At 73.5% G+C, this 23315-nt stretch carries 22 protein-coding genes; 7 read left to right on the forward strand and 15 right to left on the reverse strand.

Translation table 11 applies throughout. The features are described from left to right. Window positions 1–108 precede the first annotated feature (108 nt). The 5 genes from guaB to ACRYR2_RS18590 form a co-directional block, all read right to left on the reverse strand. On the reverse strand, window positions 109–1626 hold the full coding sequence (gene guaB / locus ACRYR2_RS18570; protein ID WP_432564382.1) for an IMP dehydrogenase: 1518 nt from the start codon (window positions 1624–1626) through the stop codon (window positions 109–111). Window positions 1627–1636: 10 nt separating this feature from the next. Beyond that, window positions 1637–3175, reverse strand: a complete 1539-nt coding sequence (locus ACRYR2_RS18575) for a hypothetical protein (protein WP_432564383.1) — start codon at window positions 3173–3175, stop codon at window positions 1637–1639. Next, on the reverse strand, window positions 3172–3951 hold the full coding sequence (gene shbA, locus ACRYR2_RS18580; protein WP_432564384.1) for an RNA polymerase sigma factor ShbA: 780 nt from the start codon (window positions 3949–3951) through the stop codon (window positions 3172–3174). The genes ACRYR2_RS18575 and shbA overlap by 4 nt, the downstream gene beginning before the upstream one ends. 142 nt (window positions 3952–4093) lie before the next feature. Next, entirely contained in the window at window positions 4094–4705 is a 612-nt protein-coding gene (locus ACRYR2_RS18585) for a response regulator transcription factor (RefSeq protein ID WP_179750673.1), read from the reverse strand. A gap of 197 nt (window positions 4706–4902) precedes the next feature. Continuing rightward, window positions 4903–5919 carry a MerR family transcriptional regulator gene (locus ACRYR2_RS18590; RefSeq protein ID WP_432564437.1) on the reverse strand — a complete coding sequence of 339 codons (1017 nt, stop codon included), beginning with the start codon at window positions 5917–5919 and terminating at the stop codon, window positions 4903–4905. Window positions 5920–6284: 365 nt separating this feature from the next. Here ACRYR2_RS18590 and ACRYR2_RS18595 point away from each other — a divergent pair, with 365 nt between their 5' ends. Further along, a complete protein-coding gene (locus ACRYR2_RS18595) occupies window positions 6285–6590 on the forward strand; it encodes a WhiB family transcriptional regulator (protein ID WP_432564385.1) in 306 nt (101 codons plus the stop codon). A gap of 117 nt (window positions 6591–6707) precedes the next feature. On the opposite strand, the gene groL is transcribed toward ACRYR2_RS18595, so the two are convergent. Then, on the reverse strand, window positions 6708–8324 hold the full coding sequence (gene groL, locus ACRYR2_RS18600; protein ID WP_432564386.1) for a chaperonin GroEL: 1617 nt from the start codon (window positions 8322–8324) through the stop codon (window positions 6708–6710). 91 nt (window positions 8325–8415) lie between these two features. Further along, window positions 8416–8712 carry a co-chaperone GroES gene (gene groES, locus ACRYR2_RS18605; RefSeq protein ID WP_012084928.1) on the reverse strand — a complete coding sequence of 99 codons (297 nt, stop codon included), beginning with the start codon at window positions 8710–8712 and terminating at the stop codon, window positions 8416–8418. Between the two features lie 198 nt (window positions 8713–8910). Here groES and ACRYR2_RS18610 point away from each other — a divergent pair, with 198 nt between their 5' ends. Continuing rightward, window positions 8911–10089: a class I SAM-dependent methyltransferase gene (locus ACRYR2_RS18610; protein WP_432564387.1), complete on the forward strand. Its 1179-nt coding sequence runs from the start codon at window positions 8911–8913 to the stop codon at window positions 10087–10089. Here the strand turns inward: ACRYR2_RS18610 and rimI are convergent. From rimI to ACRYR2_RS18640, 6 genes are all read right to left on the reverse strand, one after another. After that, window positions 10079–10522 (reverse strand): ribosomal protein S18-alanine N-acetyltransferase, encoded by a 444-nt coding sequence (rimI, locus tag ACRYR2_RS18615; protein WP_432564388.1) that lies wholly within the window; start codon window positions 10520–10522, stop codon window positions 10079–10081. The two genes, ACRYR2_RS18610 and rimI, sit on opposite strands and share 11 nt — an antisense overlap. Window positions 10523–10742: 220 nt before the next feature. Continuing rightward, window positions 10743–11429 (reverse strand): hypothetical protein, encoded by a 687-nt coding sequence (locus ACRYR2_RS18620; protein ID WP_432564389.1) that lies wholly within the window; start codon window positions 11427–11429, stop codon window positions 10743–10745. Then, complete coding sequence (locus ACRYR2_RS18625) at window positions 11426–12259, reverse strand: class II fructose-bisphosphate aldolase (protein ID WP_432564390.1); 834 nt, start codon at window positions 12257–12259, stop codon at window positions 11426–11428. The genes ACRYR2_RS18620 and ACRYR2_RS18625 overlap by 4 nt, the downstream gene beginning before the upstream one ends. Before the next feature lie 11 nt (window positions 12260–12270). After that, on the reverse strand, window positions 12271–13218 hold the full coding sequence (locus ACRYR2_RS18630) for a 1-phosphofructokinase family hexose kinase (RefSeq protein ID WP_432564391.1): 948 nt from the start codon (window positions 13216–13218) through the stop codon (window positions 12271–12273). Next, window positions 13215–14099, reverse strand: a complete 885-nt coding sequence (locus tag ACRYR2_RS18635; protein ID WP_432564392.1) for an ROK family protein — start codon at window positions 14097–14099, stop codon at window positions 13215–13217. Before ACRYR2_RS18635 ends, ACRYR2_RS18630 begins: the two co-directional genes overlap by 4 nt. Next, a complete protein-coding gene (locus ACRYR2_RS18640; protein ID WP_432564393.1) occupies window positions 14096–14989 on the reverse strand; it encodes an SIS domain-containing protein in 894 nt (297 codons plus the stop codon). The genes ACRYR2_RS18635 and ACRYR2_RS18640 overlap by 4 nt, the downstream gene beginning before the upstream one ends. Window positions 14990–15139: 150 nt before the next feature. Here ACRYR2_RS18640 and ACRYR2_RS18645 point away from each other — a divergent pair, with 150 nt between their 5' ends. The 5 genes from ACRYR2_RS18645 to ACRYR2_RS18665 all read left to right on the forward strand — a co-directional run bounded on the left by ACRYR2_RS18645 (window position 15140) and on the right by ACRYR2_RS18665 (window position 20417). Next, window positions 15140–15943 (forward strand): DeoR/GlpR family DNA-binding transcription regulator, encoded by an 804-nt coding sequence (locus tag ACRYR2_RS18645; protein WP_432564394.1) that lies wholly within the window; start codon window positions 15140–15142, stop codon window positions 15941–15943. A gap of 156 nt (window positions 15944–16099) precedes the next feature. Continuing rightward, complete coding sequence (locus ACRYR2_RS18650) at window positions 16100–17296, forward strand: Gfo/Idh/MocA family protein (RefSeq protein ID WP_432564395.1); 1197 nt, start codon at window positions 16100–16102, stop codon at window positions 17294–17296. After that, window positions 17293–18603 carry an ABC transporter substrate-binding protein gene (locus ACRYR2_RS18655; protein WP_432564396.1) on the forward strand — a complete coding sequence of 437 codons (1311 nt, stop codon included), beginning with the start codon at window positions 17293–17295 and terminating at the stop codon, window positions 18601–18603. The genes ACRYR2_RS18650 and ACRYR2_RS18655 overlap by 4 nt, the downstream gene beginning before the upstream one ends. Continuing rightward, window positions 18596–19534, forward strand: a complete 939-nt coding sequence (locus tag ACRYR2_RS18660; protein ID WP_432564397.1) for a carbohydrate ABC transporter permease — start codon at window positions 18596–18598, stop codon at window positions 19532–19534. Before ACRYR2_RS18655 ends, ACRYR2_RS18660 begins: the two co-directional genes overlap by 8 nt. Further along, window positions 19527–20417 carry a carbohydrate ABC transporter permease gene (locus ACRYR2_RS18665; RefSeq protein WP_432564398.1) on the forward strand — a complete coding sequence of 297 codons (891 nt, stop codon included), beginning with the start codon at window positions 19527–19529 and terminating at the stop codon, window positions 20415–20417. The genes ACRYR2_RS18660 and ACRYR2_RS18665 overlap by 8 nt, the downstream gene beginning before the upstream one ends. A 52-nt stretch (window positions 20418–20469) precedes the next feature. Here ACRYR2_RS18665 and ACRYR2_RS18670 read toward each other — a convergent pair whose 3' ends face one another. Together ACRYR2_RS18670 and ACRYR2_RS18675 are read right to left on the reverse strand one after the other, a co-directional pair. Further along, window positions 20470–21852 carry an MFS transporter gene (locus tag ACRYR2_RS18670; protein ID WP_432564399.1) on the reverse strand — a complete coding sequence of 461 codons (1383 nt, stop codon included), beginning with the start codon at window positions 21850–21852 and terminating at the stop codon, window positions 20470–20472. Window positions 21853–21952: 100 nt separating this feature from the next. Next, a complete protein-coding gene (locus ACRYR2_RS18675) occupies window positions 21953–23311 on the reverse strand; it encodes an MFS transporter (RefSeq protein ID WP_432564400.1) in 1359 nt (452 codons plus the stop codon). Window positions 23312–23315: the final 4 nt, after the last annotated feature.

Consider the following 23315-nt stretch of genomic DNA (forward strand, 5'->3'; position numbering starts at 1 on the left):
AGCTGTAGGCGGGTCGCCCCGGTTTGCGGGGGCGGATGTGTATCTCACACACGGCCAGTGGCAAGCGTTGGGGGGCCCCGCGCCGGGCGTGGCGGGGGGCCCCCCGGCTCACCGGCCGCTGTAGTTGGGCGCCTCGACGGTCATCTGGATGTCGTGCGGGTGCGACTCCTTCAGCCCCGCCGCGGTGATCCGGACGAACTTGCCGTTCGCCTGCAGCTCCGGCACCGAGCGGGCGCCGGAGTAGAACATCGACTGCCGCAGCCCGCCGACGAGCTGGTGGGCGACGGCTCCCAGCGGGCCGCGGTAGGGCACCTGGCCCTCCACGCCCTCGGGCACGAACCGGTCGTCGGAGGCGACGTCGTTCTGGAAGTAGCGGTCCTTGGAGAACGACCGGCCGCCCTGGCGGGTCTGCTGGGCGCCCAGGGAGCCCATGCCGCGGTAGCTCTTGAACTGCTTGCCGTTGATGAACACCAGGTCGCCGGGGCTCTCGTCGCAGCCGGCCAGCAGCGACCCGAGCATCACGGTGTCGGCGCCGGCGACCAGGGCCTTGGCGATGTCGCCGGAGTACTGCAGCCCGCCGTCGCCGATGACCGGCACGCCCGCGGGCTTGGCCGCGCGGGAGGCCTCGTAGATGGCCGTGACCTGCGGGACGCCGACCCCGGCGACGACGCGGGTGGTGCAGATCGAGCCCGGCCCGACGCCGACCTTGATGCCGTCCACCCCGGCGTCGACGAGGGCCTGCGCGGCGGCCCGGGTCGCGACGTTGCCGCCGACGACGTCGACGTGCGCGGCGGCGCTGTCGTTCTTCAGGCGGGAGATCATCTCCAGCACCGCGCGGGAGTGCCCGTGCGCCATGTCGACGACCAGGACGTCCACCCCGGCCTCGACCAGGCCCATGGCGCGCTTCCAGGCGTCCTCGAAGATGCCGATGGCGGCGGCCACCCGCAGCCGGCCGTTGTCGTCCTTGGTGGCCAGCGGGTACTGCTCGGACTTGACGTAGTCCTTGACGGTGATGAGCCCGGTGAGCCGGCCCGCCGCGTCGACGATCGGGAGCTTCTCGATCTTGTGCTGACGCAGCAGCTGCACGGCGTCGTCGGCGGAGATGCCGACGGGGGCGGTGACCAGCGGCGCCTTGGTCATGACCTCGCGCACGGGGCGGGAGAAGTCGCTCTCGAAACGCAGGTCGCGGTTGGTGACGATGCCCACGAGCGTGCCGTCGGGGTCGACGACGGGAACCCCGGAGATGCGGTAGCGGCCGCAGAGGGCGTCGACGTCGGCGAGGGTGGCGTCCGGCGTCGTGGTCACCGGCTGGGTGACCATGCCCGACTCCGAACGCTTCACCAGGTCGACCTGGACGGCCTGCTCCTCGGCGGAGAGGTTGCGGTGCAACACCCCCAGACCACCCTGACGGGCCATGGCGATGGCCATCCGGGACTCGGTGACGGTGTCCATGGCCGAGCTCAGCAGCGGGATCCGCAGGCTGACCCGCTTGGACACCCGGCTCGAGGTGTCGACCTCGGAGGGGATGACGTCGGACTCGCCGGGCAGCAGCAGCACGTCGTCGTAGGTCAGGCCCACGAAGCCGAAGGGGTCGTTTCCGGACGTCTCGGGGTTCTCCACTCTCACCCTGACGATGCTACGACCCGGCAGGGGTCTCCTCGGACGGCTCGGTGGCGGCCGGGGTGGGTTCGACGCCCGCGCTCGGGGACGGTTCGACGACCGGCAGCTCCGGGGTGACGACCCCGACCGGCACGCTGGCGACGGGTTCCTCGACGACGGCACCCGGGAGGGTCTCGCCGGGCGCCGGTTCCGTCGTCGGCTCCACGGGCGCGGTGGTCGGCGCGGGTTCGGCCGGGGGCACGGATGCGGCCGGCGGCACCGGCTCGGCCGGCGGCGTCCCGGTGTCCGTCGGCTCCGCGGGACCGGTGGTCGTCGGTGTCGACGTCGTGGGCGTCGTGGGCGTCGTCGGCGTGGTCGGCGTGGTCGGCGTGGTCGGCGTCGTCGACGGCTGCCCCTCCGTCGGCGTGGACGGGCTGGTCGGTCCGGTCGTGGGCCCCTCGGCCGGGGGGACGACCGGAACGACCGGGGACGTGGCCGGACGCCCCGGGGACGTGGCCGGACCCGTCGAGCCACCCGTCGACCCACCCGTGGCGCCGGGCGTCGGGGCCGGCGAGGACGGGGCGACCGGAGTGGCCGGCGAGGTCGTGGCCGGTTCCGTCCCGGTCGTCCGGCCCGTCCTCATCGGCGGGGCCCAGGTCGGGACGGTGCTCGGGCTCGGCGCCGTCGTGGGGGTGGCGACGTCGGCCAGCTTGCCCGTCGGGGACGCGGTGGTGCCCGAGGGCGAGGTGGTCGGGGTGCCGGTCGGGCCGGTGGCCTGCCCGACGAGCCCGTCGGCCTCGATGTCGGCGAGCGTCTGACGCACGGAGTCGGCGAGCGTCCGACGCACGGAGTCGGCGAGGTCGGCGTCGACGTCGGCGTCGCCGAGCTGCTTCTGCAGGTTCTTCAGCCGGGCAGCCGCGTACTCGCTGCGGCCCGCCTCGGCCTCCCGCAGGGCCTGGTCCAGTTCACGCTTCACGCGCTCCTCGGGAGTTCCCGCGAAGGCCCGGAAGACGGTGTCGGGGAACCAGCCGGGCAGCTGGGCGGCGAAGGAGGCCGCGACCTGACCGTCGCGGCCGCCGAGCGGACCGGTGCCGGTGGCCGCCGCGGCGGCGGTCCCGCCCAGCAGGGCCAGAACGGCCGCGGCCGCGACGGTTCCCCGGCCCACGCGCTGCAGCGTGCGGCGGTGGGCCAGCAGGACGCGCGGGGCGGACGCGGGGGCCGGCGTGGCCGGGTCGGCGTCGCCGCCCACGCCGACGCCGTCGAGGTCGGGCAGTTCGACGGGCCGGACGCCGGCCGTCTCGGGGTCGGCGTGCAGGGCGTAGGAGTCGAGGAAGCGGGCGACGGCGTCGCGCAGGTCGGCGTCGGTCGCCTCGTGCCGGCCGAGGCGGTCCAGGAGGGCGTCGGTGGCCAGCAGCTCGGGCACCGAGAACGAGTTGTCGTTCACGTCCTCCCCTCCCTGCTCGTCCGGGCCTGTGGTCGTTCCCGTGCTCGTCACGCTCGCGGCACCGCGCAGGTGCCCGTCGCGCAGGTGGCCGCGCTTGCCGTCGCGACCGTTCCCGTTGCCGCCGTTCGTCATGGCGCGACCTGCAGGGAGACGTCTTCCAGGGCCGTCTTGCGCAGCTTCTGCATCGCCCGGTGCTGGGCGACGCGCACCGCACCGGCGGTCATGTCGAGGGCGCGACCGGTCTCCTCGGCGGACATGCCCGCCCCGACCCGCAACGTGATGATCTCGCGCAGCTTGGGCGGCAGGGTGTCCAGGAGCCGCCCCACGGTCTCGGCGTCGAAGGCGTCGAGGGCGAGCTGCTCGGGGCCGGGTTCGGCCGTGGCGGCGTCGGGGACGTCGTCGGTCGGGACCGGCGCACGGTAGGAGGCCCGCTGGGCATCGGCGACCTTGTTGGCCGCGATGCGGTACACGAACGCCTCGAACGGGCGCCCGGTGTCCTTGTAGCGGGGCAGAGCCGTCAACACGGCGATGCAGACCTCCTGTGCCGCGTCTTCGGCGGCGTGATCAGCTCCGGGCAGGCGCCCGAGCTTCGCTCGGCAGTAGCGGTGGACGAGGCGGCGCACCGCTGCCAGGAGGTCGGCGACGGCGCCCTGTTCCCCCGACAGGGCACGCGCCGCCAGTTCCTGGAGCCCCCCGGCATCCGTGCTGTTCATCGGCCGGGTCCTGCCGGGCGTTACACCCTGTGCCGAAGTGGTTTCCGAGAGGCCCTCCCGCTCCCCGGCCTCGTCGGGGCGCTCGTCCGCGAAGTCGTCGGCGGAGTCGTCGGCGGAGTCGTCGGCGGAGTCGTCGGCGGCCTCGTCGGCGGCCTCGTCGGCGGCCTCGTCGGAGGGCTCCCCCGACGGGTCCACGTCGTCGTGCCTGGCCGGCGGGGGACCTGTCCGGGGAACGGCGGGCGCGACGGCGGGACCGACGTCCCGCCGTCCGCTCTCTGCATCGGGCCGGCCGCCGGCACGTGCGTCGACCGGCTCGTCGCCCCCGGGGCTCACCTGCCTACCGTACGAGACCCCAACGGAATCCCACAGCCACTGCCTGCGCACGGTCGGCTGCCTCCAGTTTGCGGAAGAGCCGGCGGGCGTGCGTCTTCACCGTGTCCTCGGACAGGAACAGCTCCCGGCCGATCTCGGCGTTGCTGCGCCCGCGGCTCATGCCGACGAGCACCTGCTGCTCGCGCTCGGTGAGCACGGGCGCCCGGCCCGTGAGCACCGCACGCGTGCGGTTGCCGCCACGACGACGGCTGACGTCCTGCAGCGCCTGGAGCACCGCCGTGGCGAGCTCCTCGCGCGAGACGTCCTTGACGAGGTAACCGCGAGCGCCGGCGGCGACCGCGCGGGCCACCCCGTCGCCGTCCTCGGCCATCGTGGCCATGAGGACGTTCGCCTCCGGGTGGCGCGCCAGGAGACGGCGGGCCGCCTCCACGCCACCGATGCCCGGCATCCGGACATCCATGATGACGAGCGAGGGCCGCTCGACGGGCCAGCGCTGGAGCGCCTCTTCGCCCGAGCTCGCACCCACGACGCGGGTCACGCCCGGGACGGCCGCCACCATGCGTCGCATGGCCTCGCGGGCCAGCGGAAGGTCATCGCAGACCAGTACCGTTGCCACCACAAACCTCTTCCCTGTGGGGTGGAGCGCGGCCATCCGTGGCCTCGCTGCGGCGCACGTCGGGTGCGGCCACGAAGAGAGTTGTCGGCACGCGACCGGCCGCACCTGAGGGGGAAGTGCGCATCTGGTGGCGATCACACGGCGCTCCGTGCTATTGCGCGACCGGTCACCGGGCGCCGGCCGGTGGGCGCCGGTCCCTAGGCGCCGACGGCGTCCAGGCACTGCGCGACGGCTTCCTCGAGGCCGGCGGCGTGCACGGTGCCGGGCAGCCGGGTCGTCACGTCCTGCGGCCAGCCGGGGCCGGTGAGGACGACCAGCGGGGCCGGACGCACCCGCAGGAGCGCCTCGAGCCCTTCGGGCAGGGCGCCGTCGCCCGCGCCGTGCACCAGCACCGCCGGGGGGCGGATCCGGCGGACGGCCGCGACGAGCATGCGCACCGGCACGCCGTCGCCGACGCTGCGTGCGCCGGCGCCGTGCTCGGCCAGGGCCGCGGCTGCGGCCAGCAGGACCGGGGTCCGGTCGGCGGGGTGGCTGGCGCTGGCCAGCAGGACCGACCGTTCGCCGATGGCCACCGGCAGCGTCGACAGCGCCCGGGCGACGGCGGCGTGCATCGCCGCGTCCCGGGTGGCCAGCGCGGGCCCGAGGACGGCGTCCCAGGCCGGGGCCACTCCACGGCTGCGGATCTCCTCGGCGAAGCGGTCGGCGAGGCTGGCGACGGCCCAGTCGGCGCTCTCGTCCTGCTCGTAGCCGTGGTGGCCGTCGTGGCCGGCGGCCGGACGGCTCTCGGCGTCCTCGGACTCGTCCTGCGAGGGGTCGGGCACGGTCAGCGCGCCGTCGAGGACGGCGTCGGGAGCCGCGTCCAGCGGGACCCCCGGCGTGGGGGCGAGCAGTCCCGACGTGGGGCCGGCGATGGCGGCCGCGTCGGTGACGGCGGCCTCGATGACGGCCGCGGGGATGGTCGAGACGCTGGCCAGCGCGAACCCGCCGTCGGCGACGGCGGTGGTCGCGGCGATCTGCGCCGCCTCGGCCGGGGACACCCCTTCGAGGGTGAGGCGCCGCATGACGACCAGGCGTGCGAGGTCGCTGGAGCTGTAGCGGCGGTGCGCTCCGGCGGTGTGCTCGGACGGTCCCAGGCCGTAGCGGCGGTCCCAGGTGCGCAGGGTGGCGGGGGCCACCCCGAGACGGCGGGCGACCGCGGCCACGGTCAGCGTCATCCGCGGCGTGGGCGGCACGGGGGCCCCCCGCCCGGCGGCGGCATCGGCAGCGGTCGACATGCGTCGAGTGTCCCAAGAGGGGTCCTGCGGCGCCACTCGCCACCGCGCCAGAAGTTGTTCAGACTTGTTCGCCGGAGGGTCGGCGTTGTTCAGCGCGCGGAGACGCCGACGTTCTGCATGTTGTTCACGTGTGGTTCAGCAGGTTGTTCAGCGAGGCGCCCACCGGAGGTCCAGGGAGCTCCGACGCGGTCGTGGCCCGTGGACGAAGATCGTGAACAAGTTCGCCACAGGTACTTGAACAACTTCTGACTCGGTTGTAGCTTCGGGGCAGTCAGCAAGATCCCCCCTCCCGCAAGGAGCGCACCATGGCCGAGATCTCCCGCCTCCCCGGACCCGTCGCCGACATCTGGGAGTGGCAGCTCGACGGCTCCTGCCGCGAGGCCGACCCGAACCTCTTCTTCCACCCCGAGGGTGAGCGCGGCCCCGCCCGCCGCAACCGCGACGCGGCCGCGCAGGCCATCTGCGCCGGCTGCCCCGTCCTGGAGCAGTGCCGCAAGCACGCGCTGAAGGTGCGTGAGCCGTACGGCGTCTGGGGCGGCCTGACCGAGGACGACCGTGAGGCGATCTACGCGACCGAGCGTCGTCGTGGGGGTCTGCGCGTCGCCGGCTGACCACCTGCGGTTCCACCCCCGTGCGCGGTGTGGTGCGGCGCACGGACCGTGTGATGGACGCGAAAGGGCCCGGCTCCCCGAGGGGAGCCGGGCCCTTCGCCGTGTCAGGAGGGGCGATCAGTGGCCGTGGCCGTGACCGTGACCCGCGGCGGCGGGCTCCTCCTCCTTCTTGTCCACGACGAGGGTGTCGGTGGTCAGGACCATCGACGCGATCGAGGCGGCGTTGCGCAGCGCGGACCGGGTGACCTTGACCGGGTCGAGGACACCGCCGGCCAGCAGGTCGACGTACTCGCCGGTGGCGGCGTTCAGGCCGTTGCCCGGCTCGAGCGAGCGGACCTTCTCGACCACGACGTAGCCCTCGAGGCCGGCGTTCTCGGCGATCCAGCGCAGCGGCTCGGAGGCCGCCTTGCGGACGAGGGCGACACCGGTCGCCTCGTCGCCGCTCTTGCCCAGGTTGCCCTCGAGCACGGAGACGGCGTGCACCAGGGCGGTGCCGCCGCCGGCGACGATGCCCTCCTCGATCGCGGCGCGCGTCGCGGAGACGGCGTCCTCGATGCGGTGCTTCTTCTCCTTGAGCTCGACCTCGGTGTGCGCGCCGACCTTGATGACGACGACGCCACCGGACAGCTTGGCGAGGCGCTCCTGGAGCTTCTCGCGGTCCCAGTCGGAGTCGGTGCGCTCGACCTCGGCCTTGATCTGGGCGACGCGGCCGGCGATGTCGTCGGCCGAGCCGGCGCCGTCGACGATCGTGGTGTCGTCCTTGGTGACCGTGATGCGGCGGGCGGTGCCCAGCGCGTCGAGGTCGACCTGGTCGAGCTTGAGGCCGACCTCCTCGGCGACGACCTGCGCGCCGGTGAGGGTGGCGATGTCCTGCAGGATCGCCTTGCGGCGGTCGCCGAAGCCGGGGGCCTTCACCGCGACGGCGTTGAAGGTGCCGCGGATCTTGTTGACGACCAGGGTCGACAGCGCCTCGCCGTCGACGTCCTCGGCGATGATCAGCAGCGGCTTGGAGGTCTTGAGGACCTTCTCCAGCAGCGGCAGCAGGTCCTGGACCGTCGAGATCTTGCCCTGGTGCACGAGCACGTAGGCGTCCTCGAGAACCGCTTCCTGACGCTCGGCGTCGGTGACGAAGTAGGGCGAGATGTAGCCCTTGTCGAACTGCATGCCCTCGGTGAAGTCCAGCTCCAGCGCGGTCGTGGAGGACTCCTCGACCGTGATGACACCGTCCTTGCCGACCTTGTCGAACGCGTCGGCGAGCAGTTCGCCGACGGTCGGGTCCTGGGCGGAGATCGTCGCGACGTGCGCGATGTCGCCCTTGCCGTCGACGTCGCGGGCCAGCTTCAGCAGCTGGTCGTTGACGGCCTCGACGGCCGCGTCGATGCCGCGCTTCAGACCCGAGGGGGCCGCGCCGGCCGCGACGTTGCGCAGGCCTTCCTTGACCAGGGCCTGGGCCAGGACGGTCGCGGTGGTGGTGCCGTCACCGGCGACGTCGTTGGTCTTGGTGGCGACCTCCTTGGCGAGCTGGGCGCCGAGGTTCTCGTACGGGTCCTCGAGCTCGACCTCGCGGGCGATCGTGACGCCGTCGTTCGTGATCGTCGGCGCACCCCACTTCTTGTCGATCACGACGTTGCGGCCCTTGGGGCCGAGGGTGACCTTGACGGCGTTGGCGAGGGCGTCGACGCCACGCTCCAGCGACTTGCGGGCGGTGTCGTCGAACGACAGCTGCTTGGCCATGAGTACTTCTTCCCTTCGTGTTCAGCACAACGAGGAACGCCCCGGGGGCCCGGTGACCGGGCGCCCCCGGGGCGTCAGAACCTCGTGCCGCTTACTTGGCGACCTTGGCGAGCACGTCGCGCGCCGAGAGGATCAGCAGCTCGTCGCCGCCGTACTTGACCTCGGTGCCGCCGTACTTGGAGTAGATGACCTTGTCGCCCACGGCGACGTCGACCGGGACGCGGTTGCCGTTGTCGTCCACGCGGCCGGGGCCGACGGCCAGGACCTCGCCCTCCTGGGGCTTCTCCTTGGCGGTGTCCGGGATGACGAGACCGGAAGCGGTCGTCTGCTCCGCGTCGAGCGGCTTGACGACGATGCGGTCCTCGAGCGGAGTGATGGAGACCGACACTGGTGCGGCCCTCCCCTTCTGCTTCAGCGAACTGGCGTACGGGACGGTCGGTGGGAGCGGACGTCCGTCGTCGCGGGTGCCGGCGGCCGCTGCCCGGTTGGCACTCCCCCGTGAGGAGTGCCACCGACGCTGCGCGAGACGTTAGCACTCACGGATGCCGAGTGCCAGAGATCCACACCTCCTGGCAGCATCGTCCGGGTGAACACCACCGACGTCGAGGCGCTGACGTCGCCGGCGGGCCGCGCCCTGCTGGCCGAGCTCACCGGCACGGCCGCCGAGGACCCCGTGGCGCTGGCCACCCGGTTGCGCCGTGCCGGGCACGACCCGGCCCTGGCCGCGCTGGCCACGACCCAGTCGCGGTTGCGGGCCAGGGCGGCGGCCAAGTTCGGGCCGCGGGCCCACGACCTGCTGTTCACCGCGGCCGGCGCCGAGCAGGCGACGCGCGCGGTGGTGGCCGCCGAGCACGCGCGGCGGTTCAGCGCCGCCGGCGTGCGCCGGGTGGCCGACCTGGGCTGCGGGGTGGGCGCGGACTCCCTGGCCTTCCTCGACGCGGGCCTGGACGTCCTGCCCGTCGACGCCGACCCCGTCACCGCCGCGGTCGCCTCCCACAACCTGGGCGTCCCCGTGCGCTGCGAGGACGTGACGGCGGGGATCGTCGAGGAGCTGTCGACCGCGGACGGGGCGTGGTTCGACCCCGCGCGCCGCACCAGCGGCGGACGGCGCGTGTTCGACCCCGAGGCCACCTCTCCCCCGCTGTCCTTCGTGCTGGCCACGGCCGCGCGTGTCCCGGCGACGGGCGCCAAGCTCGCCCCCGGCCTGCCGCACGACCTGGTCCCCGCCGCCGCGGAGGCGCAGTGGACCTCGGTCGACGGCGAGGTCGTCGAGTGCGCGCTGTGGTGCGGACCGCTGGCCCGGCGGGGGGTGTCGCGCAGCGCGCGGGTGGTGCGGGGCGCGGAGGTCTTCGACCTGGACTCGGTGGACCTGCCCGGGGCCGCCGTCGGCGAGGTCGGTGGTTTCCTGCACGAACCCGACGGCGCGGTCATCCGCGCCGGGCTCGTGGGGCGCGTCGCGGCGGACCTGGACGGCCGGCTGGTCGACGAGACGATCGCCTACGTGACGACGGACTCCCCCGCGCGTTCGCCGTTCGCGCGCCCGTTCCGGGTGCTGGACGTCGCGCCCTTCGGGTTGAAGACCCTCAAGGCGCGGTTGCGGGCGATGGACGTGGGACCGCTGACGGTCAAGAAACGGGGCACGGCCGTGGACCCGGACCAGTTGCGCCGGCAGCTGGCGCTCAAGGGTTCCCGGCCGGCGACGATCGTGCTGACCCGGGTGCGGGGCCGGCAGAGCGTCCTGTTCGTCGAGCCCCTCACGCCGTGAGGCCGGCCCGCATGATCAGCGCGTCGACGTCGTCGGGCTGGTAGTACCGGGCCCGGCGGGCGATCTGCTCGAAACCCTCGCTGCGGTAGAGGTTCTGCGCGGGCAGGTTGTCGGCGCGGACCTCCAGCAGCAGGTGGGTGGCACCGGCCCCGTGGGCCTGCGCGCGCAACGCCCGCAGCAGGGTCCGCCCCGTCCCGCGGCCCTGCTGCTCGCGGGCCACGCCGATGGTCTGCACGTCGGCGTCGGCCCCGGTGACCACGATCCCGCCGTAGCCCACGACGCGCCCGCCCTCGAGGGCGACGAGGAACCTGCGGTTGGGCTGGGCCAGTTCACCCCAGAAGGCCTCGACCGACCAGGCCGTCCGGCCGAACAGGTCGGCCTCGAGGGCGTGCACGTCGGCCACGTGCCACCAGCGCATCGGGTGCAGTTCCACGCCGTTCAGCGTAGGTGGCTCGCCGCGCACGGGCTGGCCGGGCACCGGTTTCCGCGGACGCCGACGGGCCCCGGTCCGAGGCGGGACCGGCCGGGCCGCCCCGCCCCCACCCTTCCCGGCGATCAAGGACTCAACGCTGACGATCAAGGATTCGCGGAGGGGTTCGAATCCTTGATCGTCGGGTTCGAATCCTTGATCGCCGGGGAGGGCGGGGCGAGCCTCAGCGCCGCAGCGCACCCCGGGGTTCGGACCAGTGCCCCCCGGCGCGCAGGTGCTCCGCGACGCACCGCTCCAGCCGTGTCCTCGGGTGCACCGCAACCGGATCCAGCACCTCCGCGACCGTGCGGCGGAAGACGAACTTCGCCGCCGCCCGGTCGCCGTGGTCGCCACGCTCGACGGCCCCGACCTCGAACCGCCGTGCGAAACCCGTGATGCGGCTGCCCTCCCCCAGCGCCGGCGGCAGCAGCGGGTCGAGCAGCCACGTCGTGCACGTGAACTCCCCCTCGCCGAACACCTCCACGGCCCGGGCCAGCGAGTCGTCCACCGCGGCCGGGTCCAGCGGCCCCGCCTCGGGCACGTGCACGGCCCGGCCGTCGGGGCGGGGAACCCGCTCGAACTGCAGCCGCCCCAGGGCGACGACGTCGGCGCGGGCCAGCCTCAGCAGCCAGCCGGCGCCGATCCCGACGTCGGGGCCGGCGGCCTCGGCCGTCCCGTAGAACTCCACCTTGCGCGCGACGTCGGCGAGGGTCTCCTGCGCGACGGTCTCGTCGAAACCCAGCTCGCCGAACCGCGCGAGGACCTCGGGTCGCAGTTCCTCCAGCGCCTCGACCACCCGGTCGACGGGGATCCCGGGGTCGGTCACGGTGTCGGCGGCCAGCGCGGCGCGCACCCGCTGCACGTCGTTCACGCCTGCCCCAGCAGCCGCAGCAGCCGCTCGACCTCGACGGCCACGGCCTCGCGGGCCGGTGCGACGTACCTGCGGGGGTCGACGAGCGCGGGATCGGCCTGCAGCCGTTCGCGGACGACGCGGGTGAACAACCCGTTGAGGTGGGTGGAGATGTTCACCTTGGTCACGCCGGCGCGGACGGCCGCGGCCAGCTGGTCGTCGGGAACCCCCGACGACCCGTGCAGCACCAGGGGAACGGGAACGGCCGCCGCGAGCTCGGCGACCAGGCCGAGGTCGAGCGTGGCGACGCGTTCGGTCATGGCGTGGGAACTTCCCACGGCGACGGCGAGGCTGTCGACCCCCGTGGCCGCGACGAACGCGACGGCCTCGGCAGGGTCCGTCCGCGCACCGGGGGCGTGCACGCCGTCCTTGCCGCCGACCTCGCCGAGTTCGGCCTCGACGGGAACCGACCGGTCGTGGCAGTGCCCGACGACCTCCCGGGTGCGGCGGACGTTCTCCTCGTAGGGCAGGGCCGACCCGTCGAACATGACGCTGCCGACCCCGGCCTCGACGGCGGCGTGCACGAGGTCGACGTCGTCGGCGTGGTCGAGGTGGACGACGGCGGGAACGGGGCAGCGACGGGCCACGGCGAGGGTGGCCAGCAGCAGGGGCTCGACGGCGCCGCCGTGGTACTTCACGCAGTTCTGGCTGATCTGCAGGACGACGGGGGCTCCGGCGCGGGCGGCGCCCTCGGCGATGGCCTCGGCGTGCTCGAGCAGGACGACGTTGAAGGCGCCGACACCGCGCGCACGGGCGCGGGCGTCGGCCAGGACCTCGGTGGGCGTGGGCACTTCGGCACCTCTCAGGGGACGGGCAGGGAGAACGGCTGCAGCGGGGCGGGCAGCCCGGGCAGTCGCGCGGCCAGGGCGGGCAGGTCCGCGGGATCGACCTCGCCGGCCGAGGGGCGCAGCACGGCCGCGGCCCCGAGCACGGCGGCCCAGCGCAGCGCCACCTCCGGGGGTGCCTGGCGGGCCCAGGCGGCGGCGATGCCCGCGGTCGCGGCGTCCCCGGCCCCCGTGGGGTTCCCGGCCACGCCGGGCACGGCGGGGTGCTCGCACCGGCCCTGGCCGTCGACGGCCAGCAGTCCGGCGGTGCCGCGGGAGACGACGACGCCCCGGGCACCCGCCCCCAGCAGCCGGTGCACCGCCGCCTCGAGGTCGGCGGCGCCGGTGGCCTCCCGGGCCTCCTCGGCGTTGGGCGTGAGCAGGTCCGCGCCCGCGGCGGCCGCGGCGAGCAGGCCGGGGCCGCTGACGTCGACGACCACGCGCGCGCCGGCCTCGTGCCCCGCGGCGACGAGCCCGGCCACCTGCCCGGCGCCGGCCCCCGGCGGCAGGGAACCGGAGACGACGAGCACTCCGCCTGCCGCGCACCGGATCCGGACGCGCTCGCACAAGGCCGCCCAGGTGCCGGCGTCCAGGACCGGGCCGGGTTCGGTGAGCACCGTGGGGTGCTCGACGTCGTCGACGACCGTCACGGTGCTGCGGGTCTCGCCCTCGACGGGCACGGAGTCGGTGCGGATCCCCTGCGCCGCCAGCTCACCGGCGACCCAGGCTCCCGCGCCGCCGCCCAGCGGCTGGACGGCGAGGACCTCCACGCCGAGGGTGTGCAGGACGCGGGCGACGTTGAGCCCCTTGCCGCCGGCCCGGCGCAGGACCTCGCGCACCCGCACCGTCCGCCCGATCCGCTGCCGGTCCACGCGGTAGGTGAGGTCGACGGCGGGGTTCGGCGTCACCACGGTCACGGGGGTCACCGCGGGCTCACCCGGCGGCGGTCGGCGGCGAGCATCGCCGCGCCGCGGGCGGCCGCGGTGTCGCCGTGCACGGCGGCGACCAGCGCGGGCCGGCGCAGCCCGGGCAGCAACTGCTGCAGCCGCTGCGCCAGCGGCTGCAGCAGCAGGTCGCCGGCCAGGGCCAGCCCGCCGCCGACGACGAGGACGCGGGGGGCCACGGTGGCGACCAGCCCGGCGAGGGCCTGCCCGAGCACGTCGACCGTCTCACCCCAGACGCGCTGCGCGGCGACGTCTCCGGCGCGCACGGCGGCGGCGACCTCACGGGCGCCGGCGGCGCCGGCCCGGCGCGCGGTGGCGGCCGCGGAGGCGACCTCCTCGACGCGGCGGCCGCCGAACGGGCCGTCGGCCAGGACGAGCTGCCCGATCTCGCCGGCCCAGCCGCCGGCGACCAGCGGCGCACCGTCGACGAGGACGGCGGCGGCGATGCCGGTGCCGACGGGGACGAACGCCACGACCCCCGCAGCCCCCACGGCGGCCCCCGTCCGGTGCTCGGCGACGGCCCCGGCGCGCACGTCGTGGCTGACGACGACGCCGTCACCGAGGGCGTCGGCCAGGGACCGGGCCAGGGGCAGGTCGCGCCAGCCGAGGTTCACCGAGTGCACGGCGGTGCCGGCGGTCTCGTCCACGACACCCGGCAGGGCGATCCCGACCGGGTCGCCCAGGCGGTGGCCGAGCCCGGCCGCCAGGGCCGCGACCGTCGCCACGACGCCCTCCCCGGTGGGGTCGGGGACAGGGGTCGACGCGCGGCGTTCGGCGAGGACCGTGCCGTCGCCACCCAGCCGCAGCGCCTTGACGGTGGTCCCGCCGACGTCGACGCCGACCGCCGGCCCGGCCGGCCTCACGTGAGGATGACCGAGCGCGTGAGCGAGCGGGGGTTGTCGGCGTCGAGTCCGCGGGCGCTCGCCACCGCGACGGCGAACCGCTGGGCGACGACGAGCGCGGCCTGGGGGTCGAGGTCGTGGGTGACGAACCGGGCTCCGGTGGCGGCGACCTCGTCGGCCAGCCCGGTGGGCACCTCCCCGAAGGCCCAGACGAGGCGTCCGGGCTCGGCGATGGCGACGGGACCGTGGCGGTAGTCCATGGCGGGGTAGGCCTCGGCCCAGAACCGGGCGGCCTCGCGGGTCTTCAGGCCGGCCTCGTGAGCGAGCCCGACGGTCCAGCCGCGGCCGAGGAAGGTGCACTGCTGCGCGTCCAGCAGGTCGTCCAGCTCGACCTCGAGGGCGGCCGCACCGTCGGCGACGAGGGCGTCGAGGTCGAGCAGGTCCGGGTCGGTGGCCGCGAGCGCGGCCCGCAGCAGGGTGAGCGCGCTGGTGGCGAACCGGGTCTGGACCACGGAGCGCTCGTCGGCGAAGTCCATCGCCACGACCGCGTCGGCCTGCTCGGCGGCGGGACTGTCGGCCACGGCCGTGACGAGGGTCGTCGGGCCGGCGACGGCGGCGAGCAGCTGGACCACCTCGGTCGTGGTCCCCGAACGGGAGATGGCCAGCACCCGGTCGTAGCTGCGGCCGGCCGGGAACTCCGAGCCGGCGAAGGCGTCGGTGAGGCCCTGGCCGGCCTGCTCGCGCAGGACGGCGTAGCTCATGGCGACGAACCAGCTGGTGCCGCAGCCGACGACGGCGACGCGTTCGCCCGGGCGGGGCAGGGCGTCGGCGACGGTGGGCGCCAGGGCGGCGGCGCGCCGCCAGACGTCCGGCTGGGAGGCGATCTCGGCGTCGACGAACGTGGAGGGCATCGGCTTCTTCCCGCTGGCGGCCACACACCGCACCACAGCGCGTTGTGTGACCGGTTCTGATCGATACCCTTCCATCTTGAGCAAGAATGGTCAGCGGCGTCAATCCCCGTCGTGCCATCCTGTGAGACCCGTCCCGAGGAGCCGCCGGACATGACCGCCCACCAGCGCCTCAACCAGGTCCTCGAACTGGTCATCGAGCGGGGCAACGTCTCGATCGCCGAGGTGTCGCAGGCCCTGGGCGTCTCCACCGCCACCGTCCGTCGCGACCTCAACCTGCTCGCCGAGCAGCGCCTGGTCACCCGCACCCACGGCGGGGCCGCCGTGCTCGGCTCGGGGTACGAGCTCCCCCTGCAGTACAAGATCGCCCGGCAGGCCGACGCCAAGCTGGCGATCGCGCGCGCCGTGGCCGACCTGGTCGCCCCCGGCGAGGCCGTCGGGCTGAACGGGGGCACCACCACGACCGAGGTGGCGCGCGCCCTGGGGGCCAGCGAACGGCACGGATCCACCGGCGGCGCGGCGGGGGTGACGATCGTGACCAACGCGCTGAACATCGCCTACGAACTGTCCGTGCGCGAGCACGTGAAGATCGTCGTGACCGGCGGCGTCCCGCGCAGCCAGTCCTACGAACTCGTCGGCCCCCTGGTCGGCTCCTCGCTGCGCGACTTCAGCCTCGACCTGGCCGTCCTCGGCGTCGACGGCCTGACCGGCCGCTTCGGTGCCACCACCGTGCACGAGGGCGAGGCCGAGGCCAGCCGGCAGATCGCGGCGGCCGCCGCCCGGGTCGTCGTGGCCGCCGACGCGACGAAGCTGGGCCGCACCACCTTCGCCCGGATCTGCCCGCTGGAGCGGATCGACGTGCTCGTCACCGACCAGCCCGTCCCGGCCGAGATCGGCGCCGACCTGTCGGCGGCCGGCGTCGAGGTCGTCGTCGCGGGAGCGGTCGACCCCCGCTGACCGCCCCACGCGCCCGACCAGGGCGTCACGACCCGCGGTGTTGCGTTCGTGTTTCGTCCTGCGCAGACGTCTGGTCGCGAGCTTCTCCGACGGCTACTGTCACTTCATGCTCGATCCGACCCTGAATGTGGCAAGTTCGCTCAAAGGTGAGATGAAGTGATCACGTCCGGTCTGCGCGTCGCCGTCATCGGCACCGGTGCCCGTTCCGTCATCGGCCACCACGTCCCCACCGCCCGTCCCGGTTCGGCCGTCACCGCGGTCGCCGACACCACGGCCGAGGGGCGCTCGCGTGCCGCGGAGTTCTTCCCCGGCGCCGCGGTCCACCCCGACCACACCGCGCTCGTGGCCGCCGGTGGGGTGGACGCGGCCGTGGTCACCACGCCCGACCACACCCACGCCGACATCGCCGTGGACCTGCTGCGCGCCGGGATCGCCGTCTACCTCGAGAAACCACTGGCCACGACGCTGGCCGACGCCGACCGCGTGCTCACCACCGCGGCCGAGACCGGCACGCCGCTGTACGTCGGGCACAACTTCCGGCACGCGGCCGTGGTGCGCACCATGCGCGGGATCGTCGAGCGCGGCGAGATCGGCGAGGTCAAGGCCGTGTGGGTGCGCCACTTCGTCGGCCACGGCGGCGACTTCTACTTCAAGGACTGGCACGCCGACCGCCGCCGCACCGGGTCCCTGCTGCTGCAGAAGGCCAGCCACGACATCGACGTGGTCCACCACCTCGCCGGCGGGTACACCCGGCAGGTCGTCGGCATGGGCGACCTGATGGTCTACGGCGCGATCGGGGACCGGCGCGAACGCGCCGGCGAGACGATGCCGGACTGGTTCTCGATGGACAACTGGCCGCCGGCCGCCCAGACCGGGCTCAACCCCGTCGTCGACGTCGAGGACGTCTCGATGGTGCTCATGCAGCTGGGCAACGGCGTGCTGGCCAGCTACCAGCAGTGCCACTTCACCCCCGACTACTGGCGCAACTACACCGTCATCGGCACCGAGGGACGGCTGGAGAACTTCGGCGACACCGCCGGCGGCGTCGTCCGGGTCTGGAACCGCCGCCACGAGTTCGCCGCCGCCGGCGACCGCGAGTACCCGATCGAGGGCGTCGCCAGCGGTCACGAGGACGCCGACCTGGCCACCATGACCGAGTTCCTGGCCCACGTCGCCGACGGCGGGCCCACCCTGGTCTCCCCGGTCGCCGCCCGCGAGGCCGTCGCCACCGGCGCGCTGGCCGCCGAGTCCCTGCGCGCCGGCTCGACCCCGCGCCGCGTTCCCGAACTGCCCCCGCACGTCCTGCAGCACTTCGCCTCCCGTCCCGCCGCCACCGAAGGGGTTCCCCGATGAGCAACCTCACCCTCCGCCCGACCCGCCGCACCACGCTGGCCGGCGCCGCCGCCGGCCTCGGGGCCCTGTTCACCGCCGCGGCGTGCGGCGACTCCGCCGACGACGCCGCGGGCAGCGCGGAGTACTCCGCGCCCGACGCCGACCTGCAGGCGCGGATCACCTACGGCCTGTGGGACCAGACGCAGGTGCAGGCGCTGCAGCAGAACATCGCGGCGTTCAACGAGCAGTTCCCGAACATCGAGGTCAGCGTCAACGTCACCCCGTTCTCGGAGTACTGGACGAAGCTGCAGACCCAGGCCACCAGCGACACCCTGCCCGACGTGTTTTGGATGAACGGCCCGAACTTCCAGCTCTACGCCTCCAACGGCAAGATCGCCCCGATCACCGGTGCCGTCGACGCCGGGGACATCGACCCGGCGAACTACCCCGAGGCGCTCACCGAGCTGTACAGCCTCGACGACGTCCGGTACGGGGTGCCCAAGGACTTCGACACCATCGGCGTCTGGCTGAACACCGCGCTGTTCCAGCGCGCCGGTGTCGAGGTCCCGTCGCCGGACTGGACGTGGGACGAGTTCACCGACACCGCGGTGCGCCTGTCGCAGGCCCTCGCGGCCGAGGGCGCGTTCGGCGCCGCCGGCGGCATGGACGGGCAGACGACCTACTACAACACCATCCTCGAGGCCGGTGGCCAGGTCATCGCCGACGGGAAGTCCGGGTACGCGAGCACGCAGAGCCAGGAGGGGCTGCAGTTCTGGGCCGACCTCATCGCCGCCGGCGGGTCGCCGACGGTGCAGCAGCTCACCGACACCACGGCCGACCAGTGGTTCACCTCCGGCAAGCTGGCGATGTACTGGGGCGGCAGCTGGTTCCGGGCCGCGCTGACCGACACCGACCTGGTGGACACCGTCACGGTGCTGCCGCTGCCGCGCGGTGCCGCCCAGGCCACCGTGGTCCACGGCGTGTCCAACGTCGTCGCCGCCTCCTCGAAGAACCTGCAGGCCGCGCAGGCCCTGCAGGTGTTCCTCGCGGGCGAGGCCGCGCAGAAGCAGCTCGGCGACGCCGGAGCGGTCATCCCGGCCTTCACCGGGACCCAGGAGGCGTTCACCGCCTCGATGCCGAACGCGGACCTGCAGGTGTTCCTCGACGCCCTCGACTACGCCCAGCCGCTGCCCGTCAGCGCCAACACCGCGGCGTGGAACGCGCTGGAGACCGAACTGCTGCCCGAGGCGTTCTCCGGCGCCCGCCCCGTGGCCGAGGTCGCCACCGAGCTGGCGCAGCAGATGGACGAGGTCCTCGCGGATGAGTGAGACGACCGCGCCCACGCCCACGCCCACCCGTTCCGGCCCCGCGCGCCCCCGGGCCGCGCTGCGCCGGGACGGGGCCTGGCCGTGGGCGTTCGTGGCGCCGCTGGCGCTGGGCGTGGCGGTGTTCTACCTGTGGCCCATCGCGCAGACGGCCTGGTACTCCCTCACGACGTTCGGCGTGTTCGGCGGCACGACGTTCTCCGGCCTGGACAACTACGCCGAGCTGCTGACCGACCCCACGTTGTACCGGTCGCTGGGCAACACGTTGCTCTACACCGCGATCGTGCTGCTGAACATCCCGCTCGCCGTCTGCCTGGCGAGCCTGCTGAACCTGCCCGGTCTGCGGTTCGCCGCGGTGTACCGGGTGCTGTACTTCCTGCCCTACGTCGCGATGCCGACCGCGGTGGCGATGGTGTGGCGCATCATCTTCAACGGCGACTTCGGCATCCTCAACTGGGCGCTCGGCCTCGTCGGCATCGACGGCCCCTACTGGATCAGCACCCCGGGTGCGGCGATCGTGGCCGTCGCGGTCGTCGGCCTGTGGTCGTCCCTGGGCTTCTCGATGATCGTGCTGTCGGCGGGCCTGAAGAACATCCCGCCGGAGCTGTACGAGGCGGCGGAGCTGGACGGGGCGAGCCGCTGGCGGCAGTTCCGGTCCATCACCGCGCCGCTGCTCACCCCCAGCACCTCGTTCCTGACGGTCGTGACCGTCATCGCCGGGTTCCAGCTGTTCGACCTGCTCTACGCGATCCTGGGCAGCACCAACCCGACGCTGTCGCGCAGCATGTCGCTGGTCTACTACTTCTACCGGGCCGGTTTCGTCGAGAACGACAAGGGACTGGCGGCCGCGACCGCCATGGTGGTCCTCGCGCTGGTGGCGCTGGCCACCCTCGTGCAGTTCCGGCTCCAGCGGCGGTGGGTGCACGGTGGTTGACCAGCTGGCGCAGCAGCGGCGCCCGTCCGTGGCCGCGGCCCGGCGCGCCACGGCGAAGGCCCAGCGCCGGCGGCGGGGTTCGCACACCGTGGCGCACGTCGTGCTGGGCCTCGGGGCGTTCGCGATGGCGTTCCCGTTCCTGTGGCAGGTCGTCATGTCGCTGTCGACGAACGCGGAGGTGCAGAGCGTCACGCCGACGTTCTGGCCGGAGTCGCTGCAGTGGGGCAACTACGCCGACGTCTTCGCGCGGCTGCCGTTCCTGGAGCAGTTCCGCACCTCGGTGGTCATCACGGTCGTCCGGGTCCTGGCGCAGATCCTGTTCTGCACCCTGGCCGGGTACGCGTTCGCCCGGATGCGGTTCCGCGGGAAGAACGTGCTGCTCGCGGCCGTCCTGTCGATCCTCATGGTGCCCTCGCAGGTGTACCTGCTCTCGCAGTACCAGATCGTGCAGCGGCTGGACCTGCTCGACAGCCTCGGCGGTCTCGTCCTGCCGGGCCTGTTCAGCGCGTTCGGGACGTTCCTCATGCGCACGGCCTTCCTCGGCCTGCCCGACGAGCTGGAGGAGGCGGCCCGCCTGGACGGCGCGAACCCGTTCCAGGTGTTCTGGCGCGTCATGCTGCCGCTGGCCCGGCCCACCATCAGCGTCCTGGCGATCACCGCGACGCTGTGGTCGTGGAACGAACTGCTCTGGCCGCTGGTCGTGTCGACCTACAGCGAGCGCATGCCGTTGTCGGCGGGCCTGGCGACCCTGGTCAGCGACCGGACCACCGACTACCCCGTCGTGATGGCCGCGAGCCTGCTGGCCATGGCGCCGGTGCTGGTCCTGTTCGTCGTCCTGCAGCGGCGGGTCATCGACGGGCTGGCCAGTTCCGGCCTGAAGTGACGCCGGACCCCGGTGGCCGACGGGTCGGCCACCGGGGTCCACGGGTCACGGGTCAGCGGGTGGCGCTGCCGTCGGGCAGTTCCTGCGGCGCCTGGTCGGCCTGCAGCAGGGTGTCGGCGCTCAGGCGGAACCGCGCGGTCCCGAGCATGAGCACGGCCGCCAGGAACGGCAGCACGCCCAGCGCGGCGACGCCCAGGGCGTCCGAACCGGTCGCGCCCACGATCCAGGCCCGCAGGTTCGGGGCCACGAACCCACCGAGGTTGCCCAGGGAGTTCACCAGGCCGATGCCGGCCGCCGCCGCGGTCCCGGACAGGAACGCCGTCGGGTAGGACCAGGTGATCGGGCCGATGCCGAGGAAGGAGGCCACGGCCAGGGTGATGAACACGATGCCCACGAGGGCGAACCCGTTCGCACCGGCCCAGGCCGACCCGAGGATGAAGACGCCGGTGGTGACGAACAGCACCGCGCCCCAGGTGCGGCGGCGGGCCACCGTCACGGCGTGCTTGCCGACGTAGTAGCAGGAGAAGATCCCGACGAACCACGGGATCGCGGTGACCAGCCCGACCTGCCAGCCGACGTCCTGGCCGAGCAGCCCGGAGACCTGGCTGGGCAGGAAGAACGTCACGCCGTACACGGCGATCTGCAGGCAGAAGTAGATGGCGGTGAAGTACCAGACCTTCCCGCTGCGCATGGCGGCCCACACACCGCTGGGGCCGTCGACGTCCTTGACGACGTTCTCGTCGGTCATGACGTCGCGCAGGACGCGCTTCTCGTCCTCGTCGAGGAACGTCGCCTCCTGCGGGGAGTTGACGAGGAAGAAGAACGCCGCGATGCCGGCGACGACGGCCAGCAGGCCCTCGACGGCGAACATCATCTGCCAGCCGGTGACCCAGTCGGTCCGGTTCCCGATCGAGATCAGTGCGCCGGACAGCGGCGAGCCGATCATCTGCGAGAACGGCTGTGCCAGGTAGAAGATCGCGAACATGCGGACGCGTTCGCGGTTGGGGAACCACTCGGCCAGGAACATGATGATGCCGGGGAACAACCCGGCCTCGGTGATGCCCAGCAGGCAGCGCAGGACGATGAACGACGTCTCGCCCTGGACGAAGGCGAAGCACGCCGAGACCAGACCCCAGGTGATGGCGATGCGCGCCAGCCAGGCCTTGGCCCCGAAACGCTGCAGCAGCAGGTTGCTGGGGATCTCGAAGATCGCGTAGGCGACGAAGAACACGCCGGCGCCGAAGGCGTACGCCGCGGCGGAGATCCCCCGGTCGACCTCCAGCGCCTGCTCGGCGAAACCCACGTTGGTGCGGTCGAGGAAGGCGACGACGTAGAGGATCACGATCATCGGCATCAGGCGCCGGGACGCCTTGGAGACGGCCGAGGCCAGGACGGGTGAGTGCAACCGGTCGTGCGCGGTACCGGCGTCGGACATGCCTGTGCTCCACTTCGAGGCTCAGATGCTCACAGCAACCACCGTGATATTCGATAGAAAAGCCTGGCCTCGGCGGAGTTGTCAAACCGCAAGCGTCTGGTCAACCGGTTGCACGCTCTCCTCCCTCGTCGCGGACCTCCAGCAGCCGGTCGGCGCGCAGCCGGAACCTCCGCGTCCCCCACATCAGCACCGCGGCCACGAACGGCAGGACCCCCAGCGCCGCGACGCCCAGGGCGTCCGACTCCGTGGCCGAGGCCACTCGCGAACGCAGGATCGGGGCGACGAAACCGCCGAGGTTGCCCAGGGAGTTGATCAGCCCGATGCCCGCCGCGGCGGCCGCGCCGGTGAGGAAGGCCGTCGGGTACGACCAGCTGATCGGGCCGATCGACAGGAACGAGGAGACCGCGACGGTGATGCAGACGATCCCCACGAGCGCGTAGCCGCTCGCCCCCGCCCACGCCGAGCCGATGACGAAGACCCCCGTGCTGACGAACAGCCACGCTCCCCACCGCCGCCGGCGGACGACGGTCACGGCGTGCCGGCCCACGAGGTAGCAGGCGAACATCCCGACGAACCACGGCACCGCGGTGATCAGCCCGACCTGCCAGCCGACCTCGCGGCCGGTCAGCCCCGACACCTGCGTCGGCAGGTTGAACGTGACGCCGTAGACGGCGACCTGCAGGCAGAAGTAGATCACCGTGAAGTACCAGACCCGGCCGTTGCGCATGGCCGCCCAGACCCCGCTGGGACCGTCCGCCGTGCGCAGGGTGTCCTCGTGGGCCATGGCCTCGCGCAAGGCGGACTTCTGCCCGGCCGACAGGAACTTCGCGTCCTCGGGGGAGTTCACCAGGAAGAAGATCGCCGCGATCCCGGCGACGACGGCCAGCAGCCCCTCGACCGCGAACATCAGCTGCCAGCCCGCGATCCCCTCGACGGCGTTCCCGAGGTCGATGAGGACCCCGGACAGCGGGGCTCCGACCATCTGCGAGAACGGCTGCGCGAGGTAGAAGATCGCGAACATCCGCACCCGTTCCCGGTTCGGGAACCACTCGGACAGGTACATGATGATGCCCGGGAACAGTCCGGCCTCGGCGACCCCGAGCAGGAACCGCAGCACGATGAACGACGTTTCGCCCTGCACGAAGGCGAAGCAGGCCGACACCAGCCCCCAGCTGATGGCGATGCGCGCCAGCCACGCCTTCGCGCCGAACCGGCGCAGCGCCAGGTTGCTGGGGATCTCGAAGATCGCGTAGCCGATGAAGAAGACCCCCGCCCCGAAGGCGTAGGCGGCGTCGGAGATCCCCCGGTCCAGCTCCAGGGCGTCCTCGGCGAAGCCCACGTTGGTGCGGTCGAGGAAGGAGACGACGTACAGGACCACGATCATCGGCATCAGCCGGCGCGAGGCGTGGCTGATGGCGGACCGCAGTTCGCCGGGTGCGTCGACGGCGTGGTCGGACACGGCG

Origin of the sequence: Kineococcus deserti, from assembly GCF_050871945.1 — a bacterium.
In the GTDB taxonomy this organism is placed as follows: domain Bacteria; phylum Actinomycetota; class Actinomycetes; order Actinomycetales; family Kineococcaceae; genus Kineococcus.